At 31.4% G+C, this 21,612-nt stretch carries 17 protein-coding genes; 14 read left to right on the plus strand and 3 right to left on the minus strand.

Annotated features, from left to right (window positions below; all coding sequences use genetic code 11):
* Nucleotides 1-112 precede the first annotated feature (112 nt).
* The 5 genes from OLM57_RS17515 (at nt 113) to OLM57_RS17535 (ending at nt 6,816) form a co-directional block, all read left to right on the plus strand.
* A complete protein-coding gene (locus OLM57_RS17515) occupies nt 113-1,078 on the plus strand; it encodes a D-2-hydroxyacid dehydrogenase (protein WP_264564979.1) in 966 nt (321 codons plus the stop codon).
* Between the two features lie 106 nt (nt 1,079-1,184).
* Nucleotides 1,185-1,742, plus strand: coding sequence for a DUF937 domain-containing protein (locus tag OLM57_RS17520; RefSeq protein ID WP_264564980.1), 558 nt, complete (start codon nt 1,185-1,187; stop codon nt 1,740-1,742).
* A 272-nt stretch (nt 1,743-2,014) separates the two neighbouring features.
* Nucleotides 2,015-4,135, plus strand: a complete 2,121-nt coding sequence (locus tag OLM57_RS17525) for a hybrid sensor histidine kinase/response regulator (RefSeq protein ID WP_264564981.1) — start codon at nt 2,015-2,017, stop codon at nt 4,133-4,135.
* Between the two features lie 167 nt (nt 4,136-4,302).
* Nucleotides 4,303-6,405, plus strand: coding sequence for an ATP-binding protein (locus tag OLM57_RS17530; RefSeq protein WP_264564982.1), 2,103 nt, complete (start codon nt 4,303-4,305; stop codon nt 6,403-6,405).
* Nucleotides 6,406-6,513: 108 nt separating this feature from the next.
* A complete protein-coding gene (locus OLM57_RS17535; RefSeq protein WP_264566924.1) occupies nt 6,514-6,816 on the plus strand; it encodes a DUF6787 family protein in 303 nt (100 codons plus the stop codon).
* Between the two features lie 18 nt (nt 6,817-6,834).
* Here OLM57_RS17535 and OLM57_RS17540 read toward each other — a convergent pair whose 3' ends face one another.
* Nucleotides 6,835-7,170: a hypothetical protein gene (locus OLM57_RS17540; protein WP_264564983.1), complete on the minus strand. Its 336-nt coding sequence runs from the start codon at nt 7,168-7,170 to the stop codon at nt 6,835-6,837.
* Nucleotides 7,171-7,212: 42 nt separating this feature from the next.
* The gene (folE, locus tag OLM57_RS17545; RefSeq protein WP_264564984.1) at nt 7,213-7,884 is read right to left on the minus strand and encodes a GTP cyclohydrolase I FolE; all 672 of its coding nucleotides are present in this window, start codon (nt 7,882-7,884) and stop codon (nt 7,213-7,215) included.
* Nucleotides 7,885-8,033: 149 nt separating this feature from the next.
* On the opposite strand from folE, the gene OLM57_RS17550 reads away from it, so the two are divergent.
* From OLM57_RS17550 to OLM57_RS17585, 8 genes are all read left to right on the plus strand, one after another.
* The gene (locus OLM57_RS17550; protein WP_264564985.1) at nt 8,034-8,732 is read left to right on the plus strand and encodes an ABC transporter ATP-binding protein; all 699 of its coding nucleotides are present in this window, start codon (nt 8,034-8,036) and stop codon (nt 8,730-8,732) included.
* 65 nt (nt 8,733-8,797) lie between these two features.
* A complete protein-coding gene (locus OLM57_RS17555; RefSeq protein WP_264564986.1) occupies nt 8,798-9,562 on the plus strand; it encodes a TIGR02757 family protein in 765 nt (254 codons plus the stop codon).
* A 227-nt stretch (nt 9,563-9,789) separates the two neighbouring features.
* Entirely contained in the window at nt 9,790-10,854 is a 1,065-nt protein-coding gene (locus tag OLM57_RS17560; RefSeq protein WP_264564987.1) for a HEAT repeat domain-containing protein, read from the plus strand.
* 32 nt (nt 10,855-10,886) lie between these two features.
* Nucleotides 10,887-12,275, plus strand: coding sequence for a glycosyltransferase family 2 protein (locus OLM57_RS17565; protein ID WP_264564988.1), 1,389 nt, complete (start codon nt 10,887-10,889; stop codon nt 12,273-12,275).
* Between the two features lie 60 nt (nt 12,276-12,335).
* The gene (locus tag OLM57_RS17570; RefSeq protein ID WP_264564989.1) at nt 12,336-13,607 is read left to right on the plus strand and encodes a YaiO family outer membrane beta-barrel protein; all 1,272 of its coding nucleotides are present in this window, start codon (nt 12,336-12,338) and stop codon (nt 13,605-13,607) included.
* Between the two features lie 69 nt (nt 13,608-13,676).
* Nucleotides 13,677-15,836: a DUF4838 domain-containing protein gene (locus OLM57_RS17575; RefSeq protein ID WP_264564990.1), complete on the plus strand. Its 2,160-nt coding sequence runs from the start codon at nt 13,677-13,679 to the stop codon at nt 15,834-15,836.
* A 442-nt stretch (nt 15,837-16,278) separates the two neighbouring features.
* Nucleotides 16,279-16,701 carry a response regulator transcription factor gene (locus tag OLM57_RS17580; protein WP_264564991.1) on the plus strand — a complete coding sequence of 141 codons (423 nt, stop codon included), beginning with the start codon at nt 16,279-16,281 and terminating at the stop codon, nt 16,699-16,701.
* Between the two features lie 190 nt (nt 16,702-16,891).
* Nucleotides 16,892-18,244, plus strand: a complete 1,353-nt coding sequence (locus tag OLM57_RS17585; RefSeq protein WP_264564992.1) for a DEAD/DEAH box helicase — start codon at nt 16,892-16,894, stop codon at nt 18,242-18,244.
* 132 nt (nt 18,245-18,376) lie between these two features.
* On the opposite strand, the gene OLM57_RS17590 is transcribed toward OLM57_RS17585, so the two are convergent.
* Nucleotides 18,377-19,486, minus strand: a complete 1,110-nt coding sequence (locus OLM57_RS17590) for a lactonase family protein (protein ID WP_264564993.1) — start codon at nt 19,484-19,486, stop codon at nt 18,377-18,379.
* A 181-nt stretch (nt 19,487-19,667) separates the two neighbouring features.
* Here OLM57_RS17590 and OLM57_RS17595 point away from each other — a divergent pair, with 181 nt between their 5' ends.
* Entirely contained in the window at nt 19,668-21,596 is a 1,929-nt protein-coding gene (locus OLM57_RS17595; protein ID WP_264564994.1) for a vWA domain-containing protein, read from the plus strand.
* The last annotated feature ends 16 nt before the right edge of the window (nt 21,597-21,612 follow it).

Below are 21,612 nucleotides of genomic sequence, written 5' to 3' on the forward strand. Positions count from 1 at the left end.
AATATTGAATGATTGAAAAAAAATCAATTGTAAATCATTCTATTTCTCAATTTAAAAAAAACAGATTGAATCTTTAAATAATTAAATATTTCAATCTTTAAATAAAAAATTAATGAAAATATTAGCAAACGACGGAATTTCAAAAAGTGGTATTAATGCTTTAGAAAAAGCCGGTTTTGAAGTTATAACTACAAAAGTAGCACAGGAACAAGTAGCTAATTTTGTAAACAAAAATGACATAAGCGTTATATTGGTTCGTAGCGCCACAAAAGTTCGCAAAGATATAATTGATGCTTGCCCAAGCCTCAAAATCATTGGTCGCGGCGGAGTAGGAATGGACAATATTGATGTAGACTATGCTAAAAGCAAAGGAATTCATATTATAAATACCCCAGCTTCCTCATCAGAATCTGTGGCCGAATTGGTTTTTGCCCATTTATTTAGTGGAGTACGATTTTTGCATGATTCCAATAGAAATATGCCCCTTGAAGGTGATACCAACTTTAACGGTTTGAAAAAAGCGTATGCGGATGGTCTTGAGTTAAGAGGAAAAACTCTTGGAATTATCGGCATGGGCCGAATTGGAAAAGCTACCGCAAAAATAGCAATCGGACTCGGAATGAAAGTTATTTATAGTGATACCCATATCCCCAAGAAAGATATAAAAATTTCTTTTTTTGACGGACAAACGATCACCATATCAATTCATTCCCAATCCTTAGAATCTTTATTTAAAGAAGCAGATTTCATTTCGCTACACGTTCCAGCGCAAGACGGTTATGTCATTGGTAAAAAAGAATTGGACTTGATGAAAGACGGTGTAGGAATTGTAAACTGTGCTCGCGGTGGAGCTATCGATGAAGTTGCATTAATAAAAGCATTGGATAATGGAAAAGTTTTATTCGCCGGATTAGATGTTTATGAAAATGAACCAAATCCAGAAATAACTATTTTAATGAATCCGAAAATTTCATTGACACCACATATTGGCGCTGCTACTATAGAAGCACAAGATAGAATAGGCATTGAGCTTGCACATCAAATAATTAGTTTATTTAACAAATCACTAGTCAACTAAAACAACTAACTGATTTTAAACAACATAAGTGGTGATTTATTAATTGAAGTTAATAAATTACCACTTTTTTTTAATTAAATTTGATTTCACTTTTAATCAAAAGCCTATGTTTGAGCAATTAACACAATTAGTGCAACAATTTGGACAAGAAGCAGTTGTAAACAACAATGCAATTCCAAATGAAAATAATGAAGCGGTAATGGAAGAAGCGGGAAATTCTATTTTTTCCAGTTTGCAAAAAATGGCTTCCGACGGAGGTGTCGAGAAACTGGCTGGACTACTGCAAGGTAACAACGCTCAAAATCCTTCGAACCCAGCGGTTCAACAAATCACCGAGCAACTTACTGGAAGTTTGGGAGAAAAATTTGGTTTAAACAGTACTGCAGCAGCTGGAGTAGCCAATAGTATGATTCCTAAAATTCTAGGAGGATTAGTAAACAAAACCAATGATCCCAATGACAGTTTTCAATTAACAGATTTAATTGGAGCTATTTCGGGAGGCGGTGCCCAAACTTCCGGAATCATGGATACAATTTCAAAATACGGAACACAGTTTGGGTTAGACCAAAACGCAGATGGAAAATTAGATTTGAATGATGCTATAGCAGTATCCAAAAGTAGTGGTGGTATAAGTGGTTTTTTAGGGAAACTATTTGGAAAGTAACTTCAAAAATTAGCTTTTAAAAAAAGTCATTCACGAGTTGTGAATGACTTTTTTATATTTATTAAATACCTAATTGATTTGTAATCTACTTTTTTGGTATATTTAGAATAGATTTCAATTATTTAAAATGAGATACTAATTTAAAAAAACACTTCAAAATACAAATTACGGCACACTATTTGACTATGAGACAAGAAAACTATTCTTATTTTGATTAAAAGCCAATAACAGGACCCAGTTTTTTTTAATAAAATCTTTTTGATATTTTTTTTATGAAAAAAGTAGAATCCAAAAAATCAAATCCAAAAATAATATTGCTTGTGATAGCAATGAATGTTTTTGCGATAGTTTTATTAATCGCTTTTTTATTTTATGTCCAAAATATAAAAAGAATAATCTATACCAATTTTAATACTCAATTTCAAGATGAAATAACTCGTATGATAGATCTTGAATCCAAACAGATTATTACTGCAATGGAAAGCGATGCCAGTTGGAATGATTTTGTGGATTATACTAAAACTAAAGATAAAAATTGGTTTTTTGAAATGTACTCAAATCCTAAAACTTACAAATCAGATTACATTGGAGTCTATGGTATTGACAACAAAATCATTGATCATTCTAATGATTCTAAAATAAAAGTTCCTGATTTTATTCCCGAAAAAGCATTACTCTTTTTAAAAAAGGTAAAAAAAGCCCGGTTTTATTTAAAAACCAACGATGGATTAGTTGAAGTTTTTGGTGCTACAATAACTGGCGCAAGCGACAGTAAAAAATTAAAACCAGCTGGTTACTTTATTTTGGCCCGATTAATTGATAATCAATTAAAACAAAGTGTAGAAAAAATAACCAATTCAAAGATTTCATTTTCTACAAATCCAAGCCTACAAAAAAAACAGGAGTATCAACTTTATTTCAATGCAGATTTAAAAGATTACCAAGGAAAATTCATCACCCGTATAAATTTCGAAAGACCTTTTGGACTATTTATTAAAACCATTTTTAATACTCTATTTGGGATGCTTTTTGTTGTATTAGTATTTTTTACAATAGGAATAATCTACACAAAAAAATGGGTATACAACCCAATAAAATCTATTACTAAAGCCTTAGAAACTGGAGATAAAAAATCTATTGAGACATTAAAAAACACTGAAGGTGATTTTAAAAATATTGGTCAACTTTTCGAAGAAAGTTCTAGACAAAAAAAAGAGCTTGTAAATGCTAAATTAAAAGCCGAAGAAAGCGATAAGCTGAAATCCTCATTTTTAGCCAATTTATCACATGAGATACGAACTCCTATGAATGCCATTGTTGGTTTTACCGATTTATTATTGCATACTGAAGTTCCCAAAGAAGAACAACAGGAATATCTTAGCGTAATTGACAAAAGCGGAAAAAATTTAATTTCGATTATTGATGATCTAATTGAAATGTCAAAAATTGAATCCCAAAAAATTATTCCCAATTACACCGCAGTTAATATAGAAACGTGCATTCATGATTTATATGAAAGCATACAAATAGCTATTAAAAAAACAAAAAAAATAGATTTCAAGATAATCGAAACTAAGAATCCCGCACGACATCCTATAAAAACGGATGAAGTTAAACTGAAACAAATAATAGTAAACCTGGTTACCAATGCAATCAAATTTACAGAGAAAGGTTCTGTCTCATTCGGTTATGAGATTGATGAACTAAACAAAGCAATCAAATTTAGTGTCAAAGACACCGGATTTGGTATAGAAGAAAAAAATCAGAAATACATATTTGACCGCTTTAGAAGAGTTGGTGGTGACCAATCTATAAAAGCAGGAGGTTTGGGATTGGGTCTAGCTATATCAAAAGCGTATGTCGAAATGCTAAATGGTACAATAGAACTAGACTCAAAATTGAATCAAGGGTCAGTTTTTACTTTTACGATTCCTTTAGAATATATAAAAACTAAAAAAATAACAGTTCAATCCATAAATCAAATCAAGGCTCACAAAGGAGCTGAAGAAGGTACAATTTTGATTGCCGAAGATGATAATATTAATTTTTTGCTATTTCAAAAAATCATGAAAACAAAAAATTTTAAAATAATTCGTGCAGAAAATGGTCAAGTGGCGGTAGATATTTGTTTAAGTAATCCAAATATTGATTTAGTTCTTATGGACATAAAAATGCCCATTATGGACGGCTATGAAGCTTTTGACAAAATACACCCAATAAGGCCTAATCTTCCTATAATAGCACAAACTGCATTTTCATCTAATGAGGATAAAGAGAAAATTTACAAAGTTGGATTCAATAATTACATTACAAAACCCATCAATCGAGAAAAATTGTTTGAAATTATTGACGAAATTTATAAAAACAAAAAAACTAACCGTCTTGAATTCTAATAATAAAGACAGAATTTAGATTAAATTTTGTAACAAAAAAACATAATATTGATAGCAAATGATGCTCACAATATGATACATTACCTAGTACAAATGTTTTCAACTTTTTTATGAATTACAAAACTCCTATTTGAAACATTTATCAAAAAATAGTAAAACATTTTATAATGAAAAAAGCAAAAAGTCTTAACGTACATACCAAATTATTAATTGTAATTGCTGTAATTGCAGTTCTCTTTGCATTATTTCATGCCCAACTCTACTATCAAATCTATTTAAACAAAAAAGAAATCCATAAAAACAACACTGAAACTTTCATCAAAGAAGTGAATTCTATAATGGATCAAAACACAAAAGAAAATTTTGAATATCTGACCGCTATATCACAAACTGATGGAATTATTGATTTTGTAAAAAAACCTAACAAAGACTGGTTTGTAAAAAAAGTAGAGAACCTTTATGAAGACAATACATTTGAACGAATCGAATTTTTTGACAGAAATCACAAATCTATTTCCGTAACAAATTATCCCTCAACACTTCCAGAAAATTTAATCTCAGATGAAGCTATAAATAACCTTTCAAGAACTAAATTCATTCATTTTTATACCAACAGTCCCAAAGGAATTGTTGAAATATTTGGAACCACTATTCAATCCGAAAACAGCAAAAATTCACAGGCTTTAGGAACTGTTTTTATCACTAGATTATTAGATAAAAAATACATATCTTTTTTAAAGAAAACTACACAATCGGATACAATTCGAATTCAGACAAATAACCAAAAAAATGAAAATAACACATTAATAACTGCTACACTAAATTTAAAAAATTGGAAAGGAGTTTCCCAATCACAACTTATATTTGCAAGAAAAAATTTATTAGAACTAAAAAGCATCAAACAAACTGTAGATTTAAGTGCTGTTGCATTGACATTAAGCATTTTAATCTGTCTGTATTTTAGCAAAAAATGGTTTTATACACCACTTCTAACAATTACAAGGATCCTTGAAACGGGCAACAAAAAATACATTAAAGATTTAAAAAAATCAACAGGAGAATTTAAATATATTGGAGCCATTTTTGAAGATAAAAGCAAAAGAGAAACGGAGTTGGTCACTGCCAAATTAAAGGCCGAAGAGAGCGATCGTCTTAAAACCTCATTTTTATCTAATTTATCACACGAAATTCGAACTCCAATGAATGCAATCGTTGGTTTCACAGACTTACTTTTGAATACTGAAGTTGATAAAGTTGAGCAAATTGAATATTTATCGGTAATTGAAAAAAGTGGTAAAAATCTAATCTCAATTATTGATGATCTTATAGAAATGTCAAAAATAGATTCTCAACAAATCAAACCAAACTTCAATGCAGTAAATCTAGAATCTTGCATTAATGAATTGTACGATACCATAAAAATCACAATAAAAAAATCTAAAAAAATTGATTTTTACATATTGAAAAACAATGAACCTGCAAAATTCAACATCAAAACAGATGAAGTCAAACTGAAACAAATCATTGTCAATTTAGTCAATAATGCTATTAAATTTACTGATGATGGTTATGTAGCTTTTGGTTACGAAATTGACGAACAAAACACTACAATTAAATTTACTGTAAAAGATACAGGCTTTGGAATAGAGAAAAAAAGCCAGCCTTATATTTTTGATCGTTTTAGAAGAGTTGGTGGCGAAAAATCTATTAAAGCCGGAGGATTAGGATTGGGGTTATCCATATCCAAAGCTTATGTAGAAATGCTTGGTGGCCAAATAGAATTGAAATCAGAAATAGGTAAAGGTTCCATATTTACTTTTACAATCCCTTTACAATATATTGATAGTAAAAACATTACAGTTAAGCAAGTCATCAAACCAATTGGATTAAAAAAAGGCGAAGAAGAAGGAACTATATTGATTGCGGAAGATGACAACATAAACTTTTTGTTGTTTCAAAAAATTATGAAAACCAAGAATTACAAAATTATTCGAGCGGTAAATGGACAAGAAGCAGTAGATATTTGCTTAAATAATCCAAATATTGATTTGGTTCTAATGGATATAAAAATGCCCATTATGGATGGTTTCGAAGCGTTAGAAAAAATACAGCCTTTTCGCCCAGATTTACCCATTGTAGCACAAACTGCATTCTCATCGAATGCGGATAAGAAAAAAATATTCAAAATGGGATTTAATGATTATATAACAAAACCAATCAATAGAGAAAATTTATTTGAAATAATTGACCGTGTTTTTAATAAACCATAATTTTTTTTAAATGAAATAGTAATTCCATAAAATAGGAAAACAACACTCTAAAAATACAAGTTCAACCATTAAAACCTGTTATATTTGCAAAAAAGCAATAAATTAAAAATCATGGGATTAAAACAACGTTGGGGACTTACATCCAATTGGCAATTGGCCATTATTTTTGTTGTTTTTGCCATTACAGGATCAGCTTCAGCTTATTTATCCAGACCTTTTTGTGTGTGGTTGGGAATTGCTAAAGACGAATTGGGACACTGGTACACTCCTATTCGACTGCTTTTAATTTTTCCTATTTATCAAGTTTTATTGGTTGCAATAGGTTTTCTTTTTGGTCAATTTAAATTCTTTTGGGCTTTTGAAAAAAAAATGCTTAAAAGTATGGGATTGGGATTTTTATTTAAAGAATAGAAGAAGTTTTAAGTTCTTTTATTTTTTATTTTCTATTTTCTTATTGCCGTTTTTAAAACTGACATTATTGACCTTGCTTTTTATCCAATAGGTATAAACCCAAGTCAATGTAAAGGAAGGAATAACATCGGTAAACGGCAAAATTTCTTCAACAAAAGTCAAAACACCCGCTACTCTACCTACCCTGCCTTCGTACATTTTGGTCATTAAAAATCCCGCTAACGGCGCCCAAACCACATCCGAAAAATCACCAATAACGGGGATAGTAAACGACAACATTCCAATAGCATCAAACAAAATACCTAAAATTAGCTTTCTGTTTTTAGTATTTTTATCTTCTATTTCGTTTTCCATTTTCAAAAATTAGATTTGCCTAAATATACAAATCTAATCGTTTCATTTTTCAAATTTTATCATATTAAAAAAATCATTTCTATTTTCCTTTTGGTCAAATATTCCTCCATATTGAATAGTAGATGTAAAACTGGATTCATCTTTAATGCCTCTACTCGATACACACAGATGTTTTGCTTCCATAATAACAATGACATTATCGGTCTCTAAAACGGTTTTCAGTTCATTAAAAATTTGCATAATCAATCGTTCCTGAACTTGCGGTCTTCTCGAATAATAATCAACAATTCTATTCAGCTTGGACAAACCAATAACTTTGCCGCTGGAAACATAACCAATATGTGCTTTCCCTATTATAGGCAAAAAGTGATGTTCACAAGTTGAATTAAAACTAATATTGGCTTCGACCAACATTTTATCATAATTGTAGCTATTCTCAAAAACGGAAATTTTAGGTTTATTTTTTGGATTCAATCCTGAAAATATTTCCTGAATAAACATTTTTGCAACTCTATGAGGTGTTCCCTGCAAACTATCATCAGTCATATCCATACCCATTTCTTCCATGATTCCATGAAAAAGCTTCTCGATGGATTGCATTTTTTGCTCATCAGATTTATCAAAAGCATCAGTTCGCATTGGTGTATCGGCAGACGTCATTTGATGATTATCTCCAATCAAATCGTAAATTTCTTTTTCTAATAGCATGGACATGATTATTTATTTTTTTGTTTAACAAATTTACTATTTAATTAAACAAAAAATACATGTTAACATTAATTTATAATTTATTACATTATAAAAAAATTCTATGACAAGAATAATCAACAAAATACTTTGTTTCTTTGTAAAAACAGATTGAAATGATACACGCAAAAAACATCCATAAATATTACGATCAATTAGAGGTATTAAAAGGAGTAGATTTACACATTGAAAAAGGCGAAATTGTTTCGATTGTAGGAGCTTCGGGCGCTGGAAAAACAACACTCTTGCAAATTCTTGGAACATTAGATAAACCAAGTAGCCCTCTAACCCAAAAAAGGGAAATAAAAATCAGTGAGAACGAAGCATCTTTAACTATCAATGGAGAAGATATTTTAAAAATGAATGATAAATTATTATCGAAGTTCAGAAACCTAAATCTTGGATTCATATTTCAATTTCACCAGTTATTGCCTGAGTTTACTGCATTAGAAAATGTTTGCATACCGGCTTTCATAGCTAATAAATCCAAAGCTGAAACCGAAAAAGATGCCCGAAAATTATTAGAATATTTAGGCTTGTCCCATAGAATTAATCACAAACCCAATGAACTTTCGGGAGGAGAACAACAACGAGTAGCTGTTGCGAGAGCATTGATCAACAAACCCGATGTTATATTTGCAGATGAACCTTCTGGAAATCTGGACACCCACTCTGCCGAAAATTTGCATCAATTGTTTTTTCAGCTTCGAGATGAATTTGGACAAACATTTGTAATTGTAACACACAACGAAGAATTGGCTAATATGGCTGATAGAAAATTGGTTATGGTAGATGGACAAATTAGCGGTCAATAATCGGATTGTCGTTGTAAAAAAGCACATCAAAATTGGATTAAATCTATCTTATCAATTTTCAAATCATGACATTTGCCGAACTCAAATCCTTCCTTGACGAAAAAGTCATACAATACAATACACTAGATTTTATAGACAGTGATCCCGTACAAATTCCGCATTTATTTACTCAAAAGGAAGATATTGAAATTGCAGGATTCTTGAGTGCTACAATTTCATGGGGGAATCGAAAAATGATAATCAAGAACGCTCATAAAATGATGGATTTAATGGGTAATGCACCATATGATTTTGTAATGTCACATCAAGCAACTGACTTAGAGCGATTAGACACTTTTGTACACAGAACCTTCAACGGACAAGATTTTATGGGGTTCATAAAAGGATTGAAACACATTTACACCACCCATGGCGGTTTGGAAAACGTGTTTACAACAAGCATTGAAGAAGGCAATTTGCAAAAAAGTATACATGAATTCAAAAAAACATTTTTTGAAACTCCCCATCTTTATCGAACCCAAAAACATATTTCGGATCCGTTAAAAGGATCCGCAGCCAAAAGAATTAACATGTACCTAAGATGGATGGTTCGCCAAGACAATAAAGGAGTAGACTTAGGAATTTGGAAATCCATTTCACCCTCAATTCTATCTTGTCCACTGGATGTGCACTCAGGAAACGTTGCTCGAAAACTAGGTTTGTTGGAAAGAAAACAAAATGATGGAAAAGCATTGGCCGAATTGGATGCAAAACTTAGAAACCTAGATCCATTAGACCCTGTAAAATATGATTTTGCTTTATTTGGTTTGGGCGTGTTTGAAGGTTTTTAGTCAAAATATCGAAAGTTATTTTAAATTGATTTCAACAAATCCATATTATTTTATTAGTAAAAAAATGAATAAACACTGCAATTTTCATATGGAATGAATTATCTTTATGTTATGCTTATTTTTCTGTAACAAATAGACAATAAGACAAATAAAACTTATCTTACCAAAAGATCAGATTTTATTTCGTAACATTTCCAAAATACCACAACATAATTAATTCTTTTTGAATGGACGTATTTATTAATTATTTTATCGTCATAGTATTACCTATATTAATAGTTGTTTTTATACTATTGATTATAATTTTAGTACTAAATAGATTTAAATACGATTTATTTAAACCCAAATTAGAAAATGCCAAAAGTAAAATTGATAGTTTTTTAACTAATTTAATTTTTTCTCCCTTCGACGAAAAAGTCTTTGATATAGAAATCAAACATTTCAAAAAAGAAATTCCTTTTGAAAAAACCTGGTGCAAAAAATTATTGCTAAATGAAATCGTTTTTTTAAAATTAAACTTAAAAGGAGATGTTACCCATACTTTTCATTTTTTATACGAAAAATTCGATTTGTTTGAATACACCAAAAGACTTTTAAATAGTAATCGCTATTATTTTAAATCTCTTGGGATGTACCAGCTGGAAGCATTGGAATATAAAAAAGGAAAAAAATACGTCACACCTTTATTAAATCATAAAAACAGAAGTGTAAAATCAAGTGCTTTTTTGACCTTAATTTCTTTAGAACCGGATCAACTTGAAACTTTAATTGATTTTTCGGATCAAATTACTATTGCCGAAGAAATAAATATTATGGACATTTTACATCAGAAAAAAACAAAAATGCCGACTAATTTAAGCAAATTGATTGTCTCTGAAAACACTTCCATAATAAAATTAGGTCTAAAATTAATGGTTTTTTACAATTATACAAATGAGAATGAAACCATTATTGAATTGTTAAAACACCCCGACACGACTGTCCGTTTTGAAGCTATTTTGGCTGTTAAGTTTTTGTTTATTTATGAAGCTGAACCTTTTTTGATTGAACAATTTAAGTATGAAGATACCGAAAATAAATTAGAAATTTTCAATACCCTTTCTGGAATAGGAACGACAGACTCCGAGAATTTTATTGCTAATTTATTAGAAAACAAATCAGACGAAAATATAAAACTTGATGCGGTATATTGCTTAAATAAAATAAATCCAGATTATTTTAAAAATCATTTTGTTGATAATGAAGATGTACGAAAAATGGTGAAACACGTTAATACTCCTTATTTGAAATGATAGAAAACATTATAGAAATTTACACGAAATTTATGGGTTTATTTTCAGTAACCTATATACTATTCTATTGCACATTGGCAATGTTATCCTATTATGCTATAAAAAAACACTTAAATACAAAGTATTTTATCCCAAACAATGTCATCTTAAAATCCAATTACTTGCCCGGTGTTTCTGTTGTTGCTCCAGCATTTAATGAAGGAGCCACTGTGGTGTATAACGTCAAATCATTGCTCTCCCTAACATATCCAAAATTTGAAGTAGTATTAGTCAATGATGGCAGCACAGACGATACTTTACAAAAATTGATAGATGAATTTGAATTGGTAAAAGTTGACTTTTATTATCAGGAAAAAATCAAAACAAAAACAGTAAGGGGGCATTACAAATCAAAAAACCCACTATATTCTAAGTTACTTGTTGTTGACAAAGAAAATGCCAAAAGCAAGGCTGATGCTGCCAATGCTGGAATAAATTCAACAAAATATCCATTGTTTTTGTGTACCGATGTGGATTGTATTTTAAAAAACGACACGATAATAAAATTGGCTAAACCCTTTATAGAAAGCAAATCGAAAAGAGTAATTGCAACTGGCGCAGGAATTCGAATTTCAAATTCTTGTGAAGTAAAAGATGGTTTTTTAGTTAAAATACACTTCCCAAAAGAATGGTATCCGAGATTTCAGGAACTCGAATATGTTCGTGCATTTCTTTTTGGCAGAATGGCATGGAGTCAAATCAATGGTTTGCTATTGGTTTCTGGAGGCCTAGGTATGTTTGACAAAGAGATTGCTGTAGCAGCAGGTGGATATTGGCACAAATCATTAGGAGAAGACATGGAACTTATCACCCGAATGAGAAAATACATGTACGATCACAAACTTCCTTTTTCGATAAAATATATCCCAGAATCGCTATGTTGGACAGAAGTACCCGCGACAAGAGACGTGTTAATTAGGCAACGGGTACGTTGGGCAAGAGGATTGGTACAAACGCTGTATTTACATAAAAATATCTTTTTTAACCCAAAATACGGTAAAACAGGATTCTTAATATTTCCCTATTTCTTTTTCTTTGAGTTTTTGATTCCTATTATAGAATTGATGGGGGTTTTGGTACTGATAGCAGGCCTTTTTTTAATTAATGTCAATTATATAAATTTTCTTTATCTTTCATTGACAGTCTATGTTTTCTATCTCATTATTACTCTTGTTTCAATTTTAATAGATGAAATAATTTATAAAAATTATGCAAATACAAAGGAAGTTGCAGTATTAATTCTGATGGCAATCATAGAGCCTTTTTACTATCACCCAGTAAACGTATATGCATCACTAAAAGGATATTATAATTTTTTTAGACAAAAAGAACAATCTTGGGGAAATATGCAACGTCAAGGTTTTAATACAACACCAAAATGAGTATTCTGTTTAAAAAATTATACTTTTTAGACAGTAAATAACAGATAAAAACAGATTGAAATGAGATACAGAAATTACATAAAAACCCTTTTTATTCTTTTTCTAATACTTGGAATGTCAATAAATAATACTGTTTGGGCCCAAAAAATAGATGTTGACAGCCTATTAAATGTTGCCATCCGCGAAGTCAATAAAGATAAAAACTATGAATCGGCTTTGAAGAAAACAGAGCTTGGAATAAAGCTTGCCCCAGATTATTTGGATTTTTATTTGCTGAAAGGCAGAATATATCAATTGACAAAAGTAACTGATAGTGCTAGATACTATTATAATTATGTAATTGACAAAAATCCAGTTTATGAAGATGCTTTCAATTATCTGATCAATATGGATATCGATGAAAAAAACTATACCGATGCCGAAATTGTCGTTAATAAAGCCATAAAAGCGCATCCAGAGAAAAGAGAATTTCGATACAAAAAACTTATCATATACGAATTACAAGGAGATACAAACAAAAAAGATGAGTATCTAAAAGAAATGCAAGCTATGTATCCAAAGGATTCCGATTTTAAACTTCATTATTTTATAGTGGACACCCGTTTAAAATCAGACAGGATAGGAGTCAATTACAATTATACCACTTTTGACCGTTCTGGATACGGTCCCTGGAATTACGGAAGTTTACAATATATCCGAGAAAGGAAATGGGGTTCTGTAATTGGCAGGATAAATTTTGCCAATCGATTAGCAGCAGATGTCAGCTCCACAAACGGAATACAATATGAAGTGGAATCATATATATTCAATGGCAAAAAAAGTTATTCTTATATAGGTGCCGGTTACAGTCCTGAACCCGTTTTTCCTGAATGGAGACTTGGTTATTCCTTTTTTCATAACTTTGAGAAAGGTTGGGAAATTGATTTGGGGGCACGATACTTACAGACAGAAAATACCGATTTTGCTACTGCAGTTGTTGGAGTCGGAAAATATTTGGGCAACTATTGGATAAATCTCAGATCTTATTTTCAATTTGACAACAGCACCGTTTATCCTGCATTTACTTTGACGAGTCGTTATTATTTCAATACCCGATTTGATTACTTAACACTTATTGCTGGTTATGGAACCTCTCCAGATGAGCGAACAACAATTGGACAAATTCAACAACGCCTAGCTCTTGATTCCTATAGAATCGGTGGAGGATATTATAAACTATTTGGAGACCATTATATAACGGGTGCTCAGATTTCTTATAACAATCAAGAATACACTCTGGGCTTAAAGCAAAACGAAATCGAATTTGCTTTGATGTTCCAATATAAATTGTAAAAAAATGACTCTAAAACATTTATATACTTTAACTACTGTTTTTTTTTGTTCCATTTTAATATTAAAATCATGGCGCAATCCACTCTTTATTTCTACAATGCAACAGGACAAGAAAATAACATAATTGTCTCTAATCAGGAGACACGAAAAACTGCAATACTTTTAAAATCATATTTGGATCAAGCTTTTGAGAACTCTTTTCGAATTGAATCAGAAAATAAAACCAACAATAATCCAAAAATAATTCTCACAATCACAGCAAATCAAAATGAAGAAAATGATAATGCTTTTGTAATTAAGAGTGACGAAAACAATCTGTATCTGATTGCTTCAAGTGAAAAAAATCTGCGATACGCGGTGTATACATTACTGGAAACTTGGGGCTTTAGAAAATATACTGCAAAAGAAAGCTTTATTCCTAAGTTAACTCAGGCGACGTTTCCAAAAAACACGACTCAAGTCCACAAACCTTCATTTGAATATCGGGTGTTATTTTATCCGGATTCTTATGATGAAGCTTTCAGGGATTGGCATAAACTCGACTGGCATATTGATGATTTTGGCCTTTGGGGACATTCCTTTTATAAATTAGTAAGTGCTAAAGAATATTTCAAAACAAATCCTGAATTTTTTGCTTATTACGAAGGAAACCGAAACAGCGAATCTTTGTGTATGTCAAATGATACGGTGGTTGACATCATTTCTGAAAAGATGAAGCAACTCATCCTCGAAAACCCAAAAGCCAAATTCTTTTCCGTAAGTCAAAATGATGATGTTATATATTGCGAATGCGACCGATGTAAAGTTCTAAACAAAAAATATGGTGGTCCTCAAGGCTCTTTTTATTATTTTCTAAATAAAATTGCAGCCCGATTTCCAGATACAAAAATCACCACATTAGCTTATCTTCATACGTATCGCGCTCCAGTAAATTTAAAAATTGAACCCAATATTTATACGCTTTTCTGCCCCATCGAAATGAATCGCGGCAAATCCATTATAGAAGCACCAAACAACAAAGCTTTTCTTAGTATACTCAGTAATTGGAGTGCAACCTCACCACATTTATACTTATGGGACTATACGGTAGAATTTACAAACTACCTCTCCCCTTTTCCGAATTTTCAAACTTTTTCAAAAAACTACAAACTCTTTGAGCAAAATCAGGTCAAAGGACTTTTTGTACAAGGATATGCAGATGTTCCTGGTGATTTGTACGAATTAAGGCAATACATTTTAGCCAAAATAATATGGGATACCCAAACTGATGTTGATGCTGTAACCACTGATTTTCTAAATGGTTTTTATGGAAATGCTGCACCTTTCGTTAAAAAATATATTGATTTGCTTTCCCAATATCAGGAAAAAACAAATCGGTATCTAGATATATATTCAGATCCTATACAAAGTAGAAATTCCTTTCTGACTCCTGAAGCTATGGATCAATACGATCAAATAATTGATCAAGCTGAAAAGGCTGTCAATAAAAATCCTGTTCTGACCAAACGCATTTTAAAACTAAGACTAGCCCTTGAATATGTATATTTTGAGCAATCCAAGTTTTATGGTAAAGACAAACATGGAATGTTTGCAGGAAAAAACAAAGACGATGGCGGCAAAAAGCTAAGAGAACGGGTTTTAAACTTTACAAAGAATTGTAACGAATTTGGAATATATGAGCTCAGCGAAGGTGGGCTGACTCCTGATCAATATTATGAAGAATGGCTGAGTATTGAAAAAAACAACTGCAATCATTTAGGAGAAAATCTCGAAGTCCGTTTTTTGACTCCCCCAGCAGAAGAATACAAAGGCAAAGGAAGTTATGGATTGGTTGACGGTGTAAGAGGATACAAAAATCCTGCAATAAACTGGATTGGTTGGTATGGCATTAATCCAGAAATTGGACTATATGTCCAAAAATTGGATTTTAACACCATTATAATCAATTCCTTGAGCGATCAAAGACATTGGATTTTTACACCCAAAACAATTAGCCTCTATGGACTTAAAAAAAACAAATGGGAACTTATAACCCAGTTGAAAAGTGGAAAACTTACAGAAAATACGGAAGTAAATATAAAAAAATGGGAATTTAAATCAGAGAACTTCATCCAATACGAAGTCCTAAAAATTGAAGTCGAAAACCAAAAAGAATTGCCTTATTGGAGAAAACGAAAAAACAAAAAGCCAATGGTAATGATCGATGAAATTGAGCTTTATAAAAAATAGCGAATTAAATTTATGATTCTAAATTCAAACCAAATCCCAATGACAGCAAGCAATAAAGCTCTTTTTTAGAGTTTTATTATTCAATAAAAAAGTAAAAACATACAACTTACAAAATCGTTTTTACGAAGAGTTACATCCAACGTAAGCATAGCAAACTGACAAAAAAAATAAAACACATTGTTTTATTTTTTTACAATTAATCGTAATTAATTATTCTTTTTGCGCCCCCAAGCAAAACTTTTATTTTTTTCACTTCGCCCTTAAAAAATTTGAGAATAAATTAAGATTCTTTAGCAAAATTTTATGCTTTTTAAAAATCCCACAAAAAATCTTGGCACAGTTGTTGGTAGTACAGTAGAAATGTATTTTAACAGATTTAAATGCATTTTATCGAAGTTATGAAAATAGTGAATCAACTGAAGGACAATAAAAAATAAAAAACATGAATAATTCAAATTTTAAAATATTAATAGCAGAGGACGATGTTCTAATGGTTAAAATCTTGGAGTTCATTCTAAAAAAAGAAGGGTACCAAGTAACATCATGCAAAGATGGTTTGAGCGCAATTGAAAAAATTCCGATACTCATACCCGATTTGATTATTACCGATATAATGCTACCATTTCGTTCTGGATTAGAAATTATTGGTTATACGAAAGAAAATTTTGAAAGCATTCCTGTAATTGTTGTCTCTTCACTAGGAGAAGAAGAAGGAACAGTTGTAGAAGCCTTTAATCTTGGTGCTGATGATTTTGTTTCAAAACCATTTAACCCCAACGAACTATTGCTTAGAGTTAAAAGATTATTTGCAAAAAAGAATTACAGTTTAAAACCTAAAGAATTCGAAGTTAGCATTAGTGCTTAGCAATAACATGTTATTGTTTTGAAACCTCTAATTATTATTTCCCCAAGTAATTTTTTAGAGGTTTTCTCTTTATAAATGCCTTCTAATTAATTGAAAGAGTAACATCTAAAAACCTTCTTCGGGCAAAATTGATAGATCATTTTCTTGCTTACTTTCAAAAAACCTATCTTTGCACAAAATTAAAACACAAATGAGCACTTTCGAACAATTCAATCTTCCTAAATCAGTCCAAAAAGCAATAGACGATTTAGGTTTTACGTCCCCAACTCCTATTCAGGAAAAAACTTTTTCTGTGATAATGTCTGGTCGTGATATGATGGGAATTGCACAAACAGGTACCGGTAAAACATTTGCCTATTTATTACCTTTATTAAAATTATACAAATTTACTCCAGGTCATACTCCAAAAATAGTAATCCTCGTTCCAACCCGTGAACTAGTAGTTCAGGTTGTTGAAGAAGTGGAGAAACTAACAAAATACATGTCGGTTCGTACTGTTGGTATTTTTGGTGGAGTAAACATCAATACCCAAAAAACAACAGTTTATCAAGGTTGTGATATCTTGGTGGGAACTCCCGGAAGAATCATGGATTTAACATTAGACAATGTAATCCGTTTTGAAGAAATGCAAAAATTGGTTATCGATGAGTTTGACGAAATGTTGAATTTAGGTTTCCGTACCCAATTGACAGCGATTTTGGCTATGATGCCAAAAAAACGTCAAAACATATTATTCTCTGCAACAATGACCGATGAAGTAGATGCCATTTTGAATGATTATTTTGATTATCCAGAAGAAGTTACGCTATCAGCATCAGGAACTCCTTTGGAAAATATTGCACAGATTTCTTATCAAGCACCAAATTTCAATACCAAAATCAATCTTTTAAAGCATTTATTGGAAACCAACGAATACATGAGTCGTGTTTTGGTTTTTGTGAATAACAAAAAGATATCGGATATGGTTCACGAACGCATCGAAGAAGATTTTGAAGGTCAATTTGGGGTAATTCACTCCAACAAATCCCAAAATTACCGTTTGAGTACAATGGCCTCCTTTCAGGAAGGGACTCTTCGTGGTTTGATTACTACCGATATCATGGCAAGAGGTTTGGATATCTCGAATATTACACACGTAATCAACTTCGAAATGCCCGAATTACCCGAATTATATATGCACCGTATTGGTAGAACAGGACGTGCCGATGCTACAGGAACGGCAATCAGTTTTATTGCACCTAGAGAAGAAGAATCAAAAGTAGCTATTGAAATTTTAATGAATACTGAACTTGTTGTTGAAACTTTTCCTGAAGAAGTAGAAGTTTCTGCAAAATTAATCGAACCTGAAAAAGACAGACAGCCGATAAAGTTTTTGATGAAAAAACAAAAACTGGAAGGTGATGGTGCTTTTCAGGAAAAAAGCAAAAAGAACAAGAAAGTCAATTTGGGTGGACCAGGAGTAACCAAGAAAAAAACACATGGATCTGTAAATAGAAACATGTTGAAAACAAGAGACAAAAAAAGGAAAGACAAAAACAAATAGAAGACAGTGAGCAGTATTCAGTAATAAGTCTATTAAACAAATAGCCCATGTTTGAACATGGGCTATTTGTTTTTTAAGAGTAAAATTAAAACCTAACTTGATTTATTGCGATTAGCAAAACTCACAACAGATTTACTTTGCAAACACCAAACAAACCGGTGAACATAATTCTATTTTTTTTCCGGTGTCCGTAAGAGCTCCCGTCAATTTATCAATTTTAAAAATTATAATATCACTGGTGTATTGATGTGCTACCAAAAGAAATTTTCCTGTGGGGTCAATCGCAAAATTTCTCGGTCCTTTACCCAAAGTGCTCGTTTGCCCTTTTGCTTCCAATTTTCCATTTTTTAAAATTTTAAAAATAGAAATAGTATTAGCTTCCCCTCTGTTGGTCGCATACAAAAATCTACCATCAGGAGAAATATGGATGTCGGCAGAACTAAAAGTGCCGGTAAAACCATCGGCCAAAATAGTGTTATCAGCTACTTTTTTTAAGGCTCCATTGGCATAACTAAAAGTAGTCAATGACCCATCTAGTTCATGCAATAAATACACGAATTTGCCATCATTACTAAATATTAAATGTCGTGGTCCACTCCCTGGAGTTACTGCAACACTGTCTTTTATTTTTAAAATTTCGCTTGAAGAATTTGGAAAATAACTATACAAATAGACTTTATCATTCCCCAAATCATTAGCCAAAACATATTTTTTGTCTGGCGAAAAATAAACCATGTGAACATGTGGCTTTTCTTGTCTTTGCTCATTTATCCCTTTACCATAATGCTGAATTACCTGCTTAGCTTCCGTTAAACTTCCATCAGATTTTTTACCAAAAACAGAAATATTACCTCCAGAATAATTAGCAACTATCACATTCTTATCATCATTGATAAGATAACATGGGTCGGCACCTTTGGAACTTTCTTTATTAATGAAACTAATTTTTCCACTTTTGGATTCAAATCCAAAAGAACTTACAGTACTTTCCCCTCCGTTTTCATTTACTGCATATATAAATTTCTCATCTTTTGAAAGCGACAAATAACTAGGATTTACAGAGCTTTCTGAAGTACTTTTAAGTTTAATTTCTGCAGTATTGGTATCAAAATCAAACACATAAATCCCTTTACTTTCGCAAGGTTTGGTATATGTACCTACAAGAAGATTAATTTTATTGTTTTGTGCTTGCATCGAAGTTACCGTAGCGATTAATAGGAGAAAAAGATGGGATTTTTTCATGTTTTTATATTTTTCAGAACAGCTAAATTACTTATTAAATTCTTAACTACCCTTATTTGCTTTCAATTTTGAAAAATTATAACAACATTATAATAAACTGTCAACAAATTTGTATTTTTGACTCTCAAAATTCAATGAACTCCATTGTTATAAAATCCTGTGAAGCAAACAAAATCTCAGAATGCACTTTAAACAACCCGAAATTCTATACTTTCTATTCTTACTGATTGTTCCAATTTTGGTGCATTTATTTCAATTAAGACGTTTCAAAAAAGAATATTTTACCAATGTACGATTCCTAAAAGCACTTTCGATTCAAACCCGGAAAAGCTCCAAAATCAAAAAATGGTTGCTTTTAGCTTGTAGAATGCTATTGCTAACCTGCATTATTCTTGCCTTTGCCCAGCCTTTTTTTGAGTCAAAAGACAACAAAAATGCCAACAATGAAATGTACATTATTCTTGACAATTCTTTTAGTATGCAAGCCAAAGGAAAGAAAGGAGAATTGTTAAAACGTGCGATTCAAGAATTATTGGAGGAAACTCCTGAAAATGTCAATTTCTCTTTATTGACCAATACTGATAATTACTGGAATACAGACATAAAAACCATTCGAAGTGAATTGCAAAATTTAAAATACAGTGCAACTCCTTTTCTATTGGACAACATTATAGCCAAAGTTAAAGCCCATAAATCAGCTTTCAAAAAAGACATTGTAATTATTACAGATGCGGTGGGCCTAACTCCAAATCAATTGAAAAATATTGGCACCGAAAATATTCCGTATTTTATTATTCCAAAAGCAGAGCAAAAAAACAACGTAGCTATTGACAGTGTTTTTATTCGTCAGACATTAGATGATTTTTACGAACTGAGTGTCACTACCACAAATTACAGTACAGACTTCAAACCCGTTCCTGTTGCTTTGTACAATCAAAACAAACTGATTGCCAAAACTATCATTAATTTTAAAAACAAAAAAGAAACCATCAATTTCACCATTCCGAAGCAAGCTTTTCATGGCTATGTTTCCATAGAAGACAACGATTTAGCTTACGACAACAAGTTATTTTTTAGCATTTCAAAAATAAAAAAGGTAAATGTTGTCAGTATTGGAACCGCAGAAAAAAGCAATTTCCTAGCTCGAATTTACACAAATGATGAATTTAATTATCAAAATTACACTTTAGGAACTTTGGATTACAACAGCATTGACCAACAAGATGCAATTGTTTTGAACGAACTGGATGAAATCCCTCAAGCATTACAAACTACTTTAAAATCTTTTGTAAACAAAGGCGGAAACCTCATTGTAATTCCGTCCGAAAAGGCTTCAATTTCTGATTTAAATGCATTACTGAATCAATTTGGCTCCACACAATTCCAATCGTTAGAATCGAATGAAAAATTAATTACCAAAATCAATTTTAGTCATCCATTATTCGCCGGTGTTTTCGAAAATAAAATCAATAATTTTCAATATCCAAAGACCAAAAAAGATTTTACTATTTCTAATAGCAGTCCGGCAATTTTAAATTTTGAGGATCAATCCCCATTTTTAATAGGGGTACGAAATGCTGTTTCCTCAGTTTATGTGTTTTCGGCACCATTAAACACTTTGAATTCAAACTTTCAACAGTCTCCGTTGATTGTTCCTGTATTTTACAAAATGGCTTTAAGCAAGCAAAACAGTGGTATTAATGCCAATACTATTGGGAATAACACTTCCTATCTTGTTCCTGTTTTGTTGTCTAAAGATGAAATTCTAACGGTAAAAAATACAGAAGAACAATTCATTCCGGTGCAGCAACAATTAAACAATAAAGTTCAATTATTTTTTAATGATCTGCCAGAAAAAGCAGGTAATTACACGATTTATGATTCCAAAAAACCAATAGAAAACCTCAGTTTTAATTATTCTAGAACCGAGAGCAATCTGGATCAAGACAACGAAAATATATTATCCGATTATAAAACAAGTGATTCCATCGCAACCATTTTTGATACGTTACAAACCAGCCGAAGTGACAATCAAATTTGGAAATGGTTTATTATCTTTGCGCTACTCTTCCTTGCATTGGAAATGGCAATTATCAAATTTGTGAAATAAAAATTCAGTTTCTAAA

Source organism: Flavobacterium sp. N3904, from assembly GCF_025947305.1.
Lineage (GTDB): Bacteria > Bacteroidota > Bacteroidia > Flavobacteriales > Flavobacteriaceae > Flavobacterium.

What these genes read in the sequence shown, in the direction of transcription:
- OLM57_RS17515 (WP_264564979.1), top strand. Translation starts at nt 113, where the DNA reads ATGAAAATATTAGCAAACGACGGAATTTCAAAAAGTGGTATTAATGCT.
- OLM57_RS17520 (WP_264564980.1), top strand. Translation starts at nt 1,185, where the DNA reads ATGTTTGAGCAATTAACACAATTAGTGCAACAATTTGGACAAGAAGCA.
- OLM57_RS17525 (WP_264564981.1), top strand. Translation starts at nt 2,015, where the DNA reads ATGAAAAAAGTAGAATCCAAAAAATCAAATCCAAAAATAATATTGCTT.
- OLM57_RS17530 (WP_264564982.1), top strand. Translation starts at nt 4,303, where the DNA reads ATGAAAAAAGCAAAAAGTCTTAACGTACATACCAAATTATTAATTGTA.
- OLM57_RS17540 (WP_264564983.1), bottom strand. Translation starts at nt 7,170, where the DNA reads ATGGAAAACGAAATAGAAGATAAAAATACTAAAAACAGAAAGCTAATT.
- folE (WP_264564984.1), bottom strand. Translation starts at nt 7,884, where the DNA reads ATGTCCATGCTATTAGAAAAAGAAATTTACGATTTGATTGGAGATAAT.
- OLM57_RS17550 (WP_264564985.1), top strand. Translation starts at nt 8,034, where the DNA reads ATGATACACGCAAAAAACATCCATAAATATTACGATCAATTAGAGGTA.
- OLM57_RS17555 (WP_264564986.1), top strand. Translation starts at nt 8,798, where the DNA reads ATGACATTTGCCGAACTCAAATCCTTCCTTGACGAAAAAGTCATACAA.
- OLM57_RS17560 (WP_264564987.1), top strand. Translation starts at nt 9,790, where the DNA reads ATGGACGTATTTATTAATTATTTTATCGTCATAGTATTACCTATATTA.
- OLM57_RS17565 (WP_264564988.1), top strand. Translation starts at nt 10,887, where the DNA reads ATGGGTTTATTTTCAGTAACCTATATACTATTCTATTGCACATTGGCA.
- OLM57_RS17570 (WP_264564989.1), top strand. Translation starts at nt 12,336, where the DNA reads ATGAGATACAGAAATTACATAAAAACCCTTTTTATTCTTTTTCTAATA.
- OLM57_RS17575 (WP_264564990.1), top strand. Translation starts at nt 13,677, where the DNA reads ATGGCGCAATCCACTCTTTATTTCTACAATGCAACAGGACAAGAAAAT.
- OLM57_RS17580 (WP_264564991.1), top strand. Translation starts at nt 16,279, where the DNA reads ATGAATAATTCAAATTTTAAAATATTAATAGCAGAGGACGATGTTCTA.
- OLM57_RS17585 (WP_264564992.1), top strand. Translation starts at nt 16,892, where the DNA reads ATGAGCACTTTCGAACAATTCAATCTTCCTAAATCAGTCCAAAAAGCA.
- OLM57_RS17590 (WP_264564993.1), bottom strand. Translation starts at nt 19,486, where the DNA reads ATGAAAAAATCCCATCTTTTTCTCCTATTAATCGCTACGGTAACTTCG.
- OLM57_RS17595 (WP_264564994.1), top strand. Translation starts at nt 19,668, where the DNA reads ATGCACTTTAAACAACCCGAAATTCTATACTTTCTATTCTTACTGATT.